This window comes from Noviherbaspirillum sp. (assembly GCF_035627455.1).
Taxonomy (GTDB): Bacteria; Pseudomonadota; Gammaproteobacteria; order Burkholderiales; family Burkholderiaceae_D; genus Noviherbaspirillum.
The window spans coordinates 1-14,816 of record NZ_DASPLS010000109.1; the positions used below are offsets into that span (position 1 = coordinate 1).

The 14,816-nt window shown below is 62.9% G+C and carries 16 protein-coding genes; 9 read left to right on the forward strand and 7 right to left on the reverse strand.

Annotation, left to right across the window (positions count from 1 at the left end; all coding sequences use genetic code 11):
- Together VEC01_RS20360 and orn are read right to left on the reverse strand one after the other, a co-directional pair.
- Positions 1–1,405 (reverse strand): peptide chain release factor 3 (locus VEC01_RS20360; RefSeq protein ID WP_324902747.1); only part of this gene is annotated, 1,405 nt, incomplete at its 3' end.
- 55 nt (positions 1,406–1,460) lie between these two features.
- A complete protein-coding gene (gene orn / locus VEC01_RS20365) occupies positions 1,461–2,048 on the reverse strand; it encodes an oligoribonuclease (protein WP_324902748.1) in 588 nt (195 codons plus the stop codon).
- A gap of 55 nt (positions 2,049–2,103) precedes the next feature.
- Between orn and VEC01_RS20370 the strand changes: the two genes are divergently transcribed.
- From VEC01_RS20370 to rsgA, 3 genes are read left to right on the forward strand one after another with little or no spacing between them, the layout of a single operon-like run.
- A complete protein-coding gene (locus VEC01_RS20370; RefSeq protein ID WP_324902749.1) occupies positions 2,104–3,363 on the forward strand; it encodes a M48 family metallopeptidase in 1,260 nt (419 codons plus the stop codon).
- Positions 3,364–3,374: 11 nt separating this feature from the next.
- Positions 3,375–3,725 (forward strand): 4a-hydroxytetrahydrobiopterin dehydratase, encoded by a 351-nt coding sequence (locus VEC01_RS20375; protein ID WP_324902750.1) that lies wholly within the window; start codon positions 3,375–3,377, stop codon positions 3,723–3,725.
- A 2-nt stretch (positions 3,726–3,727) separates the two neighbouring features.
- A complete protein-coding gene (rsgA, locus tag VEC01_RS20380) occupies positions 3,728–4,618 on the forward strand; it encodes a ribosome small subunit-dependent GTPase A (RefSeq protein ID WP_324902751.1) in 891 nt (296 codons plus the stop codon).
- Positions 4,619–4,621: 3 nt separating this feature from the next.
- Here the strand turns inward: rsgA and VEC01_RS20385 are convergent, their stop codons facing one another.
- Positions 4,622–5,086 (reverse strand): DUF2269 domain-containing protein, encoded by a 465-nt coding sequence (locus VEC01_RS20385; RefSeq protein WP_324902752.1) that lies wholly within the window; start codon positions 5,084–5,086, stop codon positions 4,622–4,624.
- A 276-nt stretch (positions 5,087–5,362) separates the two neighbouring features.
- On the opposite strand from VEC01_RS20385, the gene argF reads away from it, so the two are divergent.
- The 4 genes from argF (at position 5,363) to VEC01_RS20405 (ending at position 8,390) form a co-directional block, all read left to right on the forward strand.
- Entirely contained in the window at positions 5,363–6,280 is a 918-nt protein-coding gene (gene argF / locus VEC01_RS20390) for an ornithine carbamoyltransferase (protein ID WP_324902753.1), read from the forward strand.
- A gap of 60 nt (positions 6,281–6,340) precedes the next feature.
- Positions 6,341–7,678: an argininosuccinate synthase gene (argG, locus tag VEC01_RS20395; protein ID WP_324902754.1), complete on the forward strand. Its 1,338-nt coding sequence runs from the start codon at positions 6,341–6,343 to the stop codon at positions 7,676–7,678.
- Between the two features lie 122 nt (positions 7,679–7,800).
- On the forward strand, positions 7,801–8,019 hold the full coding sequence (locus VEC01_RS20400; protein WP_324902755.1) for a DUF2788 domain-containing protein: 219 nt from the start codon (positions 7,801–7,803) through the stop codon (positions 8,017–8,019).
- Between the two features lie 50 nt (positions 8,020–8,069).
- Positions 8,070–8,390 (forward strand): pyrimidine/purine nucleoside phosphorylase, encoded by a 321-nt coding sequence (locus tag VEC01_RS20405; protein ID WP_324902756.1) that lies wholly within the window; start codon positions 8,070–8,072, stop codon positions 8,388–8,390.
- A gap of 43 nt (positions 8,391–8,433) precedes the next feature.
- Here VEC01_RS20405 and murB read toward each other — a convergent pair whose 3' ends face one another.
- Positions 8,434–9,462, reverse strand: a complete 1,029-nt coding sequence (murB, locus tag VEC01_RS20410; protein WP_324902757.1) for a UDP-N-acetylmuramate dehydrogenase — start codon at positions 9,460–9,462, stop codon at positions 8,434–8,436.
- 193 nt (positions 9,463–9,655) lie between these two features.
- Between murB and VEC01_RS20415 the strand changes: the two genes are divergently transcribed.
- Both VEC01_RS20415 and VEC01_RS20420 read left to right on the forward strand, forming a co-directional pair.
- Complete coding sequence (locus VEC01_RS20415) at positions 9,656–10,141, forward strand: YajQ family cyclic di-GMP-binding protein (protein WP_324902758.1); 486 nt, start codon at positions 9,656–9,658, stop codon at positions 10,139–10,141.
- A gap of 6 nt (positions 10,142–10,147) precedes the next feature.
- The gene (locus VEC01_RS20420; RefSeq protein WP_324902759.1) at positions 10,148–10,780 is read left to right on the forward strand and encodes a retropepsin-like aspartic protease family protein; all 633 of its coding nucleotides are present in this window, start codon (positions 10,148–10,150) and stop codon (positions 10,778–10,780) included.
- Between the two features lie 245 nt (positions 10,781–11,025).
- Here VEC01_RS20420 and aroG read toward each other — a convergent pair whose 3' ends face one another.
- The 3 genes from aroG to VEC01_RS20435 all read right to left on the reverse strand — a co-directional run bounded on the left by aroG (position 11,026) and on the right by VEC01_RS20435 (position 14,812).
- Positions 11,026–12,087 (reverse strand): 3-deoxy-7-phosphoheptulonate synthase AroG, encoded by a 1,062-nt coding sequence (aroG, locus tag VEC01_RS20425; protein ID WP_324902760.1) that lies wholly within the window; start codon positions 12,085–12,087, stop codon positions 11,026–11,028.
- Between the two features lie 322 nt (positions 12,088–12,409).
- Positions 12,410–13,870, reverse strand: a complete 1,461-nt coding sequence (gene tldD / locus VEC01_RS20430) for a metalloprotease TldD (protein ID WP_324902761.1) — start codon at positions 13,868–13,870, stop codon at positions 12,410–12,412.
- Positions 13,871–14,002: 132 nt separating this feature from the next.
- Positions 14,003–14,812: a carbon-nitrogen hydrolase family protein gene (locus tag VEC01_RS20435; RefSeq protein WP_324902762.1), complete on the reverse strand. Its 810-nt coding sequence runs from the start codon at positions 14,810–14,812 to the stop codon at positions 14,003–14,005.
- Positions 14,813–14,816: the final 4 nt, after the last annotated feature.

Below are 14,816 nucleotides of genomic sequence, written 5' to 3' on the forward strand. Positions count from 1 at the left end.
CCTCGAACTGCAGCACGCCCACGGCGCCGAGGATCAGGTCGCCGCCGTGCACCGGCTTGAACACCTGCACCGCGCCCTCTTCGCCCAGTTGCTGCAAACCCTTGTGCAGCTGCTTGATCTTGAGCGGGTTGCGAATGCGCACCGAACGGAAAAAGTCCGGCGCAAAATACGGGATGCCGGTGAACTGCAGCATTTCCCCTTCGGAAAAACTGTCGCCGATCTGCATGTTGCCGTGGTTGGGCAAGCCGATGATGTCGCCGGCATACGCCTCCTCCACCTGTTCGCGGCTCGATGCCATGAAGGTGACGACGCTCGACACCTTGATCTCGCGGCCCAGGCGCAGGTGCTTGATCTTCATGCCGCGCTCGAAGCGGCCGGAGCACACGCGCAGGAATGCGATGCGGTCGCGGTGGGCCGGGTCCATGTTGGCCTGGATCTTGAACACGAAGCCGGAGAACGGCTCTTCCGTCGGCTCCACGGCGCGCACGGTGGCGTCGCGGTGGCGCGGCGCCGGCGCCCAGTCGAGCAGCGCGTTGAGGATCTCGCGCACGCCGAAGTTGTTGATCGCGGAACCGAAGAACACCGGCGTCTGCTTGCCCGCCAGGAACTCCGCCAGGTCGAACGGATGCGAAGCGCCATGCACCAGCTCCACTTCCATCTTCAGCTGTTCGATTTCCAGCGGAAACATTTCAGCAAGGCGCGGATTGTCGATGCCCTTGACCACCTCGAATTCCTGGTCGGCGCGCTCTTCACCGGCCTTGAACAGCAGGATCTCGTCGCGCAACAGGTGATAGACGCCGCGGAAGTTCTTGCCCATGCCGATCGGCCAGGTGACCGGCGCGCACTGGATCTTCAGCACCGATTCCACCTCATCGAGCAGCTCCAGCGGATCGCGCGTCTCGCGGTCCATCTTGTTCATGAAGGTGAGGATGGGCGTGTCGCGCATGCGGCAGACATTGAGCAGCTTGATGGTCTGTTCTTCCACACCCTTGGCGGCGTCGATCACCATCAGCGCCGAGTCGACCGCGGTCAGCACCCGGTAGGTATCCTCCGAAAAGTCCTGGTGGCCGGGGGTGTCGAGCAGGTTGACCACATGGTCGCGGTATTCGAACTGCATCACCGAGCTGGCGACCGAGATGCCGCGCTGCTTTTCGATTTCCATCCAGTCGGAAGTCGCATGGCGGCCGCTCTTGCGCGCCTTCACCGTGCCGGCCAGCTGGATCGCGCCGGAGAACAGCAGCAGCTTTTCGGTCAGCGTGGTCTTGCCGGCGTCGGGGTGGGAAATGATGCCGAAAGTGCGGCGGCGCGCGACTTCGCGCGCGATCAGTTCGGTCGGCACCTTGCGGTTGTTCTCGGGCGCCGCATCAAATGCGTCGGCCGGTTGGGTATCTGTATCGGAAGTCATGCTTGGAAAGAAAGAAGTGCCGGCTCCAGGCGCGGAGCCGGCACGGTAAGACAATTCAGGGCTGGATGAAATGCTCGCGGTAGTAGCGCAGCTCTTCGATCGATTCGATGATGTCGGCCAGCGCCGTATGCTTCTGGTGCTTCTTGAAGCCGCCGGCAATGGACGGCTTCCAGCGCTTGCACAGCTCCTTCAGCGTCGACACGTCGAGGTTGCGATAGTGGAAGAACGCCTCCAGCTTCGGCATGCTGCGCGCCATGAAGCGCCGGTCCTGGCAGATGCTGTTGCCGCACATCGGCGACTTTCCAGCAGGAACATAGGGTTTCAGGAATTCGATCAATGCCTTTTCCGCATCCGCCTCGGTCACGGTGGAAGCCTTTACCCGGTCGATCAGGCCGGAGCGCCCGTGGGTGCCCTTGTTCCACGCGTCCATCCGGTCCAGCACTTCGTCGGGCTGATGAATGGCAAACACCGGACCTTCGGCCAGCACGTTGAGGTCGGAGTCGGTGACGATGACGGCAACTTCGATGATACGGTCGTTGTCCGGGTCGAGGCCGGTCATTTCCATGTCAACCCAGACAAGGTTGAATTCGTTGGGGCGCGCGGGGGCGTTTATTGGAGTTTGTGTTTCGTTCGCTTGTGACATAATTGTTTCCCTCGGGGTCAACCCCCATCAGCCGCCATTTTCTCACAGGCACAGCATGTCTTCACTTGCGTTTTCGGTATTGTTCGTCGGTTTTCTCGTTCTTACCCTGGTCGTCCGCTTCTGGCTGGGCTCGCGCCATATCCGCCACGTGCAGGCGCACCGCAATGCCGTTCCCGCCGAATTCGCCGAAAAGATCCCGCTGGCGGCACATCAGAAAGCCGCGGATTATACGGTGGCCAAGACCAAGCTGGGACTGGTGTCGATGCTGGTGAGCGCCGCGCTGCTGATCGGCTTCACGCTGCTCGGCGGCCTGCAATGGATCGCGGTCACGCTGTTCAAGTTCACCGGCCCGGGCATGGTCTACCAGCTTGCGCTGCTTGCGTCTTTTGCATTCATCTCCGCCGTCTTCGACCTGCCGTTCGACTACTACCGGCAGTTTGTCCTTGAAGCACGCTTCGGGTTCAACAAGATGACGCTGCGGCTGTACATCAGCGACATGGTCAAGAATGTCCTGGTCGGCATCGTGATCGGCCTGCCGCTGGTCTGGGTGATCCTGACGCTGATGGAAAAGTCGGGCGATCTCTGGTGGCTGTACGCCTGGTTCGTCTGGACCGGCTTCCAGCTGCTGATGCTGGTGCTGTACCCGACCGTGATTGCGCCGCTGTTCAACAAGTTCACGCCGCTGCAGGATGAAAACCTGCGCGCGCGCATCGAAAGCCTGATGCAGCGCGTCGGCTTCGCGTCCAAGGGACTGTTCGTGATGGACGGCTCCAAGCGCAGCGCGCACGGCAACGCCTATTTCTCCGGCTTCGGTGCGGCCAAGCGCATCGTCTTCTTCGACACCCTGCTGGCGCGGCTCGGCCCGCAGGAAATCGAGGCGGTGCTCGCGCATGAACTCGGGCACTTCAAGCTCAAGCATGTGATCAAGCGCATTGCCGTGATGTTCGGGCTGTCGCTCGCCTTTCTCGCGCTGCTCGGCTACCTGAAATCGCAGGCGTGGTTCTTTACCGGCCTCGGCGTCGATCCGATGCTGCTCGGGAATAATGACGCAATGGCGCTGATCCTGTTTACGCTGGTGCTCCCGGTGTTCACCTTCCTGCTTTCGCCGCTGACCTCGATCACTTCGCGCAAGCATGAATTCGAGGCCGATGCCTTCGCCGCCCGCCACACGAACGCGCAGGACCTGGTGTCCGCGCTCGTCAAGCTTTATGAAGACAATGCGTCGACTCTCACGCCCGACCCGCTGCATTCGGCCTTCTACGATTCGCATCCGCCGGCGAGCGTGCGCATTCATCATCTTCTTGCCAGCAGATAAAGGGGACAACCATGGTAACTGCCGCTGAACTGATCCAGAAGAAGGGCCGGCATCTCGAGAACGGGCTGAACGATGCCGAGATCAAGGATTACCTCGCCGCCGTCGACAACTGGGCATTGCAGGACGGAAAGATCGTCAAGACCTTCGCGTTCAAGAACTATTACGAAACGCTGGCCTTCGTCAACGCGATCGCGTGGGTCATCCATGCGGACGACCACCACCCCGAGCTGGTCGTCACCTATAACCGCTGCGTGGTGAAGTTCGACACGCACTCCGTCAACAACGGCCGCGGCGGCATTTCCGAGAACGATTTCATCTGCGCCGCGAAGGTCGATGCGATCTTCCGCCAGGCCGCGCAGTGACGATGACAGGCGCGACCGGAACCGTCATCGCCGCGCACGGCCGCCATTACCTGGTGCAGACGGGCGATGCGCGGCTCAACTGCGTCACCCGTGGCAAGAAGAGCGACGTCGCGGTCGGCGACGTGGTGCATATCAAGCAAACCTCGCCGGACCAGGGCGTCATCGAATCCATCGCAGAGCGCAAGACGCTGCTGTACCGCTCGGACCAGTACAAGTCCAAGCTGCTTGCGGCCAACCTGACGCAGCTGTTCATCGTGGTCGCCACCGAACCCGGATTTTCCGACGACCTCGTATCGCGCGCGCTGGTGGCGGCGCAGGCCGGCGGCATCGATGCGCACATCGTGCTGAACAAGACCGACGTCGCCGAATCGCTGCCGAAGGCGCGGGAACGGGTTGCCGTCTATTCGGACATCGGCTATCCGGTGCACGAAGTTTCCGTCAAGGCCGATCCGGATGCCGCCTGCGCGACGCTGATGCCGCTGCTGCGCGGCCAGAAGACCATCCTGATCGGCCAGTCCGGGATGGGCAAGTCCTCGCTGATCAACCTGCTGGTGCCGGATGCCGACATCGCCACCCGCGAAATCTCGACCGCGCTCGACACCGGCAAGCACACCACCACCTTCACCCGCGCCTACGCGCTGGAAGACGGCACCGTGATCATGGACTCGCCCGGCTTCCAGGAATTCGGGCTCTATCACCTGACCGAAGGCATGCTGGAGCGCGCGTTCCGCGATTTCGCGCCGCATCTCGGCCATTGCCGCTTCTACAACTGCCGGCACCTCGCCGAGCCCGGCTGCGGCATTCTTGCCGCCGTCGAGGAAGGCAAGATCCATCCGCTGCGGCACGCGCTGTACCAGCAGCTGGTGCACGAATCCTCGCAGACGCTGTACTGATACCTACAGCGCCGGCTTGTTGACCATCAGGTAATACACCGCGATCATCGCAATGAAGGCCGGGTAACCGAGGCCTTCCCACCAGCGCGCGTATTGCCAGTAGCGCGCGGGCAGGACACCGCCGCCGCGCACCGCGGCATCCGCCATCTTTTTCATCTCGAGCTGCAGCCAGAGCACCGGCAGCCAGCAGGCGCCGGCAAGGAAATACAGCGCCACCGACCACATGATCCACGGCGTGGTCAGCGACCAGCCGGCCATGGACATCAGCGCCAGGCCGGTCAGCGGCTGCACGATGACGGCCGGCGTCGTAAACATCAGGTCCGCGAGCACGACGAAGCGCGCCACCACCGCCTGCGCTTCCACGCTCTTGCTGCGGTTCGCGCAGAACAGGTAGAACGCGGAGCCGAAACCGGTGCCGACCAGGACCACGGAAGAGATGATGTGCAGGGTTTTCAGGAACAGATACATGAATCGAATCGGGAAGCGTGGCAGGAACACACTGTGATATGGCGGCGCGGGCCTGCGTTCGCAATGGCGGCCGCGCAGGTCCAGAGTCAAAAACCCGGGCGGAGGTTCATCCTGCCGGGCAGAGCCTCCGCATAATTGCCTTAATGGAAACGAATAATCCCGGCCAAGCCCGTCCTGCCGTATATTTACAGGCTGTCTTTCCCACCACAAAACCCTTATAATTGAACGGCTTACAACCATCCGGCGGCGGCTGCCAACTCGCCGCCGTTTCCATTTATGGCAATTAAACACTTCCTCCAGTTCTCCGACTTTACGCTTGATGAATTCGAGTACGTGATCGAACGCACCCGCATCATCAAGCGCAGGTTCAAGAACTACGAAACCTACCACCCGCTGCTCGACCGCACGCTGGTGATGGTCTTCGAAAAGAATTCGACCCGCACCCGCCTGTCTTTCGAGGCCGGCATGCACCAGCTCGGCGGCGCGGCGATCTACCTGAATACCCGCGACAGCCAGCTCGGCCGCGGCGAGCCGGTGGAAGACGCGGCGCAGGTGATGTCCCGCATGTGCGACATCATCATGGTCCGCACCTTCGGCCAGGACATCATCGAGCGCTTTGCCAGCCACTCGCGGGTGCCGGTCATCAACGGCCTGACCAACGAACACCATCCCTGCCAGGTCCTGGCCGACGTATTCACCTACATCGAGCAGCGCGGCTCCATCAAGGGCAAGACCGTCGCCTGGATCGGCGACGCCAACAACATGCTCTACTCCTGGCTGCAGGCAGCGCAGGTGTTCGGCTTCCACGTCAACGTCTCGACCCCCAAGGGCTACGAAATCGACCCGTCCCTGGTGGCGCCGGGCAATGCGAATTACACCTTCTTCGCCAGTCCGGCCGATGCCTGCGCCGGCGCCGACCTGGTGACCACCGACGTCTGGACCAGCATGGGCTACGAAGAAGAGAACGCGGCGCGGCTGAAGGCTTTCGACGGCTGGATCGTCGATTCCGAGAAGATGAAGCGCGCCAACGCTGACGCCCTCTTCATGCACTGCCTGCCGGCGCATCGCGGCGAGGAAGTCGCCGCCGAGGTGATCGACGGCCCGCAGTCGGTGGTGTGGGACGAGGCCGAGAACCGCCTGCACGTCCAGAAGGCACTGCTTGAATACCTGGTGCTGGGCCGGCTCAACGATTAAGCGAGTCCGGCTCCGTATCGTCTTACCAAAATATCATTTCACGCACGCGAAGCAGAAATCATGTCGACCATCCTCCAGTCCGTCCCCGTCAATCAAAAAGTGGGCATCGCCTTTTCCGGCGGCCTTGACACCAGCGCAGCACTGCACTGGATGCGCCAGAAGGGCGCGATCCCGTACGCCTACACCGCGAACCTCGGCCAGCCGGACGAGCCCGACTACGACGCCATCCCGAAAAAGGCGAAGCAGTACGGCGCCGAGCAGGCGCGCCTGATCGACTGCCGCGAGCAACTGGTGGCGGAAGGCATCGCCGCGCTGCAGAGCGGCGCCTTCCACATCTCGACCGCCGGCGTCACCTACTTCAACACCACGCCGCTGGGCCGCGCCGTGACCGGCACCATGCTGGTGGCAGCGATGCAGGAAGACAAGGTCGACATCTGGGGCGACGGCAGCACCTTCAAGGGCAACGACATCGAGCGCTTCTACCGCTACGGCCTGCTGGTCAACCCGGCGCTGCGCATCTACAAGCCCTGGCTCGACGACACCTTCATCCGCGAACTCGGCGGCCGCAAGGAAATGTCGGAATTCCTGATCAAGTCCGGCTTCGACTACAAGATGTCGGTCGAGAAGGCCTACTCCACCGACTCCAACATGCTTGGCGCCACGCATGAAGCGAAGGACCTCGAACACCTGAACAGCGGCATGAAGATCGTCGAGCCGATCATGGGCGTGGCCTTCTGGCGCGACGACGTCGAGATCAGGAAGGAAGAAGTCAGCGTCCGCTTCGAGGAAGGCCGCCCGGTCGCTCTGAACGGCATCACCTTTGCGAATCCGGTCGACCTGCTGATGGAAGCGAACCGCATCGGCGGCCGCCACGGCCTCGGCATGAGCGACCAGATCGAAAACCGCATCATCGAAGCCAAGAGCCGCGGCATCTACGAGGCCCCCGGCCTGGCGCTGCTGTTCATCGCCTACGAGCGCCTGGTCACCGGCATCCACAACGAAGACACGATCGAGCAGTACCGCGAGAACGGCCGCAAGCTCGGCCGCCTGCTGTACCAGGGCCGCTGGTTCGACCCGCAGGCGATCATGCTGCGCGAAGCGTCGCAGCGCTGGGTGGCGCGCGCGATCACCGGCGAAGTCACGCTGGAACTGCGCCGCGGCAACGATTACTCGATCCTCAACACCGAGTCGCCGAACCTGACCTACCAGCCGGAACGCCTGACGATGGAAAAGGGCGAAGGCGCGTTCACGCCGCAGGACCGCATCGGACAACTGACGATGCGCAACCTGGACATCACCGACACGCGCGAAAAGCTGGGCATCTACAGCAAGGCCGGCCTGCTCTCCGCAGGCTCGTCGGTGGCGCTGCCGCGTCTGGGCAAGAACAGCGGGGAATAAGGCAGCAGCCCCCCGGCTCTCCTCCATTTCACAGCATGTCCGCCGCCGCCGATGCGGCGCGGCGGACATGCGCGTGCGCGTCGCGGCGCCAACCGGCGGCGCGCGAGAAAGGCTAATTCACAATGGGAACGATTTTCGGCTTTACTGAAGATCAGATCGCGCACTTCGGCAGCACCTGGGGCGTCGGCGGCCTGATCCTGTTCATGGTGTTCATCGTGGCGGAGATCGCTTGGCGGTCCAAGGCAGGGAAAATGGGCACCCTCGCGCTCTTCCTGGTCCTGACCGTGGGCATGATGGGCTTTGTCGCCAAGACCGTCCTGCAGGAAGTGCTGAAAATATAAGCACGCCTGTCCCCGGGCTTTTTTCCATCCTACACCTTGAGAGCAACCACATGACCACCCAGTTCGACAATGTTTCCGTCGTCAAGAAAGCCAACATCTACTTCGACGGCAAATGCGTTTCGCACAGCGTGCTGTTCGCCGACGGCACGAAGAAGACGATTGGCGTGATCTTCCCGTCGTCGCTGACCTTCAACACGGGCGCACCGGAAATCATGGAACTGAACGCGGGCAAGTGCCGCATCCGCCTGAAGGGCGAAGAGGCATGGACCACGTACGAGGGCGGGCAGAGCTTCAACGTGCCGGGCAACTCCAGCTTCGACATCGAAACGCTGGAGACGCTGGACTACGTCTGCCACTTCGTGGCGGCATGAAAAAAGGGCGATCGACCGATCGCCCTTTTTTTGTTTCGGCCCGTCAGATGAACACCGGCTCCGGCTCCAGCCGCACCCCGAACCGGGACAGCACATCGGCCTGGATCGCCGCAGCCAGATCCGCCACTTCCCTTCCGGTCGCGCCGCCGCGATTGACCAGCACCAGCGCCTGTTTCTCGTAGACGCCGGCATTGCCCAGCTTCCTGCCCTTCCAGCCGCTCTGGTCGATCAGCCAGCCGGCCGCGAGCTTGTAGCTGCCGTCGGACTGCGCGTAGTTCGCCAGCTGCGGAAAGCGTTCCAGCAGCGCATCGCGCTGCGCCTTCGGCACCACGGGGTTCTTGAAGAAGCTGCCGGCATTGCCGATTGCCGCCGGGTCGGGCAGCTTGCGCGTGCGGATCGCAACCACGGCGTCGCTGACCTGGGCCGGCGTCGGGGAATCGATCGCGCGCGCGGCGAGCTCCTGCGCGACGTCGGCGTATTGGGTATTCGCTTGCCACCTTTTCGGCAACGCGAAGGTCACGTCGAGAATGGCCGCATGCTCGCGCAGTTCATGCTTGAAGATGCTGTCGCGGTAGCCGAAACGACAGGCCGCGTTGTCCAGCTCGAAGGTATCGCCGCTGCGGAAATCGAAAGCCCTTAGCGCATGGAAGCGGTCCTTCAGTTCGACGCCGTAGGCGCCGATATTCTGGATCGGCGCAGCGCCCACGCTACCCGGGATAAGCGACAGGTTTTCGAGTCCGCCCAGTCCCTGCTGCAGCGTCCATTGCACGAATCCGTGCCAGTTCTCGCCGGCCGCGGCCTTCACATACACCGCATCCTCGTCGTCGCCGACGACCGCCACACCCGCCGTCTGCATGTGCAGCACGAGGCCCGGGAAATCGCCGGTCAACAGCAGGTTGCTGCCGCCGCCGAGCACCAGGCGCGGCAGGCGCGCAAGGAAGTCGTCATGCCTGACCTGGATCAACATGTCGGCCGACGTGACAGACAGATATGCCTTCGCCTTCGCGTCGATGCCAAAGGTATTCAGGCGGCGCAGCGAATGCTCGTATTGAACGGGAAGAACGGTAGCCATAAGCCGGGAATTATATAGGGCCTGTCATCAATTGGTTGGGGAGGTGTGTTCGAACCGGTTGATGACAGGCGCCAAACCTAAGCTGCTAGCCACCCGTTTTTTTGTCGGCTAGAATCGGCCTTGACCGACTCGCAACGCGGCTGCCAAGAATGAGAACAGGGCCGCTTTTACCAACAGTAAAGAGAGAACAACCATGCCGTCTTTTGATGTCGTTTCCGAAGCCAATACCGTCGAAGTCCGCAACGCGGTCGACCAGGCGAACAAGGAAATCACCACCCGCTTCGACTTCAAGGGCAGCGACGCGCGCGTCGAGCAGAAGGAGCGCGAGCTGACCGCCTACGCCGACAGCGAATTCCAGCTCAACCAGGTACGCGACGTGCTGACCGGGAAAATGGTCAAGCGCAACGTCGACGTCCGTTTCCTCGACATCGGCAAGATCGAGAAGGTCGGCGGCGACAAGGTCAAGCAGCTGATCAAGGTGAAGAACGGTATCGACAGCGACACCGCGAAGAAGATCGTGAAGATCGTCAAGGACAGCAAGATCAAGGTGCAGGCCAGCATCCAGGGCGACGCGGTGCGCGTCACCGGCGCCAAGCGCGACGACCTGCAGGCAACCATCGCGCTGTTGCGCAAGGAAGTCACCGACCTGCCGCTGGATTTCAACAACTTCCGCGACTGACGCATCATGCGCGCCCACGTCCTCGCCGCCGGCCTGCTGTTCCTCTCCCATGCCGCCTTCGCAGCGGATATCAGCGTGGTCGGACTCTTCCCGAACAAGGCGGTGCTGGTGATTGACGGCGGCGCGCCGAAGACGTATTCGGTGGGCGCGACGGTGGCGGACGGCATCAGGCTGGTGGCCGCCAACGAGTCGGGCGCCACCATCGAGGCCAACGGCAAGCGCCAGGTGATCGCCTTGGGCGAGCATGTGAACCGCAGCCCGGGCAGCGGCAGGGCAAGCGCCACGCTGCAGGCGGACGGCCAGGGTCATTACATGGTGAACGGGCAGATCAACGGCGGCAGCGTGCGCATGCTGCTCGATACCGGCGCGACCCTGATCGCGCTGCCGGCGGCGGACGCGAAGCGGCTCGGCATCGATTACAAGAGGGGCCGGGTCAGCTACGTGAATACCGCCAATGGCGTGGTGCCGGCCTACATGGTCAGGCTCAACACGGTGAAGGTGGGCGACATCGAACTGAACCAGGTCGATGCCGTCGTGCAGGAACAGGGCCTGCCCATCATCCTGCTCGGCATGTCCTTCCTCAACCGCACCGAGATGCGCCGCGAAGGCGAGCAGATGGTGCTCACCAAGCGCTTCTAGAGTGGCTGCGGGTCGTTAAAGGGCCGCAGGGCGGGGGGGCCAAGGTTGAGCGAAGCGATAAGCACCGTGCGCTCGAGCACGGAAAATGGTGGGTTTCGCTTCGCTCTTCCTCGGCGGCCCCACCCACCCTACGGGTCCTGAGTCGCTAGAGCGGTTGCGTGCCGTTAAAGGGCCGCAGGGTGGGTGGGGCCGCCGTAAGAACTGCGCTTGCAGGACGCAGCAACAGGCTGCGCCCGCACCCGGATTTACTCCGTATCCGCCAGCCGGCGCTGGCGCACCGACTCCGCCAGCCCTTCCAGCACCTTCACGCTGGTATCCCAGTCGATGCAGCCATCGGTCACCGACTGGCCGTAGGTCAGTTCCTTGCCCGGCACCAGGTCCTGGCGGCCGGCCACCAGATGGGATTCCACCATCACGCCGACGATGCGGGTATCGCCGGCGGCGATCTGCTTGCCGATGTCGGCGCATACAGGCACCTGGTTTTCCGGCTTCTTGGAACTGTTCGCATGCGATGCGTCGATCATCAGGCGCGACGCGAGGCCATTGGCCGCGATGTCCTTGCAGGCGGCTTCCACGCTGGGCGCATCGTAATTCGGCGCCTTGCCGCCGCGCAGGATGATGTGGCAATCCTCGTTGCCGCCGGTGGAGACGATCGCCGAGTGGCCGCCCTTGGTGACCGACAGGAAATGGTGCGGCTGGGACGCAGCCTTGATGGCATCGACCGCGATCTTGACGTTGCCGTCGGTGCCGTTCTTGAAACCGACCGGGCAGGACAGGCCGGATGCGAGTTCGCGGTGAACCTGGGATTCAGTGGTGCGGGCGCCGATCGCGCCCCAGCTGATCAGGTCGGCGACATACTGCGGGCTGATCACGTCGAGGAATTCGGTACCGGCCGGCAGGCCGAGTTCATTGATGTTCAGGAGCACCTCGCGCGCCATGCGCAGGCCGTCATTGATGCGGAAGCTGTTGTCCATGTACGGGTCGTTGATCAGGCCCTTCCAGCCTACCGTGGTGCGCGGCTTCTCGAAATACACCCGCATGACGATTTCCAGCTCGTTCTTGAAGCGCTCGCGCTGCTCGGCGAGGCGGCGCGCGTACTCCATCGCCGCTTTCGTGTCATGGATCGAGCAGGGGCCGATCACCACCATCACGCGGTCGTCCTGACCGTGCAGGATGCGGTGCAGCGCGATGCGCGAATTGGCGACGGTGTCGGACGCCTTCTCGGTGCACGGGAATTCGCGGATCAGGTGCGAGGGAGGCGCGAGTTCCTTCATTTCCCGGATGCGCAAATCGTCGGTACGGTGCATGTTGGTCTCTCCAGTCAGGTTCGGGTAGGTATAAATAAAAAAACCGCCATTTCTGGCGGTTTTTTCAGGATTCGGTTCGGGCTCTTTTACTTGTGCGCTTACCGCTTTTCCACCGCCTTGGGGCTGGAATAGCTAAAGAAAAAATAAAAGTAAAAGCGCGCGAAAGTCATGGTTTCCAGTAATTTTGCTGAAAATTCCGTTTAATGGTGCAGTAAATCAAGGCTTTTGGCAAGCCATGGGGGGCAAATCGCGGCGATTTCTTGCACTTGCCTCCGTTTCGGCGGCCAAAAACCCGAAAAACCTGTCACCCCGATAATTCCCCTCAGGCCGTGCCGCCGACGGTCACGCCGTCGATGCGCAGCGTCGGCTGCCCCACCCCCACCGGCACGCTCTGCCCTTCCTTGCCGCAGACGCCGATGCCGCTGTCGAGCTGCATGTCGTTACCGATCATGGATACCCGGTTCAGCACGTCCGGTCCGTTGCCGATCAGCGTCGCGCCCTTGACCGGGTAGGTGATCTTGCCATCCTCGATCATGTAGGCTTCGCTGGCGGAGAACACGAACTTGCCGTTCGTGATGTCGACCTGGCCGCCGCCGAAATTCACCGCGTACAAGCCGTTCTTCACGGACGCGATGATTTCCTGCGGATCCTTGTCGCCGGCCAGCATGTAGGTATTGGTCATGCGCGGCATCGGCAGGTGCGCATAGGACTCGCGGCGCGCATTGCCGGTCACGTTCATGTTCATCAGGCGCGCGTTCATCGTGTCCTGGATGTAGCCCGTCAGGATGCCGTCCTCGATCAGCGTCGTGCACTGCGTCGGGTTGCCTTCGTCGTCGATGTTGAGCGAGCCGCGGCGGTCGGCGATGGTGCCGTCATCGACCACGGTCACGCCCTTGGCGGCGACGCGCTCGCCCATGCGGCCGGAGAAGGTGCTCGAGCCCTTGCGGTTGAAGTCGCCTTCCAGACCGTGGCCGACCGCCTCGTGCAGCAGCACGCCTGGCCAGCCCGGGCCGAGCACGACGGTCATCGGGCCGGCGGGCGCGGGACGCGCATCGAGGTTCACGACGGCGGATTCGACCGCTTCGGCGGCATACTTTTCAAGCAGTTCATCAGTGAAATAGCTGTAGTCATAGCGCCCGCCGCCGCCGGAGGAACCGACTTCGCGGCGGCCGTTCTGCTCTGCAATGACGGTGACCGAAACCCGCACCAGCGGACGGATGTCGGCCGCCAGCACGCCGTCGCTGCGCACCACCAGCACCACGTCGTATTCGCCGGCCAGGCCGGCCATCACCTGCACCACGCGCGGATCTTTCGCGCGCGCGATGCGTTCGACCTTTTCCAGCAGACGCACCTTTTCGGTCGCGTCAAGCGAAGCCAGCGGATCGTGCGGCAGGTACAGCGAGCGGCCGCCCACCGGCTGGATCGCCGACGCCACCTTCACCTTGCCGGCGCCCTGGCGCGCAATGGTGCGGGTCGCGGCAGCGGCTTCCATCAGCGCGCGCTCGGAGATGTCATCGGAATAGGAAAATGCGGTCTTGTCGCCCGACACCGCGCGCACGCCGACGCCCTGGTCGATCGAGAAGCTGCCGGTCTTGACGATGCCTTCCTCGAGGCTCCAGCCTTCGTTGCGGGTGAACTGGAAATACAGGTCGGCATAGTCGACCTTGTGCGTGAAGATTTCGCCGATGGCGCGGGAAAGCTTGGCTTCGTCCAGCCCGAACGGTGCGAGCAGGATGTCGCGGGCGACGGCGAGAGTTTGGAGATTCGGTTCGAATAGATTCATAGTGTGTGGCAAGCAGCGCGGCATGCGCGCAAAAGTCCGGTGGAATTCACAGATTGTAGATCATCTCTGCCGGGCACGTCCTCGCGCCGCACGGAGATGGAGCAGGAGAAACATTCCCGTCAGGGGCGGGACTCAAAGCTTGCGGTGCTTCAATGCCGGCAGGCTCTCGCGCACCCGTTGCAAGTGTGCAGGCTCGAGGTCGCCGACGACGACGCCCTCGCCTTCCGGCAGCTGCGCCTTCACCTCGCCCCACGGGTCCACCAGCATGCTGTGGCCCCAGGTGCGGCGTCCGTTCGGATGCCGGCCGCCCTGCGCCGCTGCCAGCACATAGCACTGGTTCTCGACCGCGCGCGCGCGCAACAGGATTTCCCAGTGCGCACGCCCGGTAGTGTAGGTGAACGCTGCCGGCACCACGATCAGCGCACAGTCGCCCATCGCGCGGTACAACTCCGGGAAGCGCAGGTCGTAGCATACCGACAGGCCGGCGCGCCCGAACGGCGCTTCGAAGGTGGTGACGCTGCTGCCGGGCACGATGGTACGGGCTTCATCGTAGGACTCGTCGCCCTTGGTGAAGCTGAACAGGTGGATCTTGTCGTAGCGCACCACGTGCTCGCCCTGCGGGTTGTACACCAGCATCGAGTTCCGCACCTTGTCCGGCTCGACCGCGGTCATCGGCAGCGTGCCGCCGATCAGCCAGACATTGTGCTCGCGCGCAAGCTGCGCCATGCAGTCCTGTATCGGGCCGCGGCCGGCCTGTTCCGCATGCGCGACCTTGTCCGCTTCCTTCATGCCCATGAGCGGCCAGTATTCGGGCAGCAGCACCAGCTTTGCGCCCTGCCGCGCGGCGTCGGCGACGAGGCGGTGGGCGGTGGCGAAGTTTTCCTCGATTACCGGCGTCGATACCATCTGCACGGCGGCTAGCTTGAACGATTCGTCTTGCATGCGA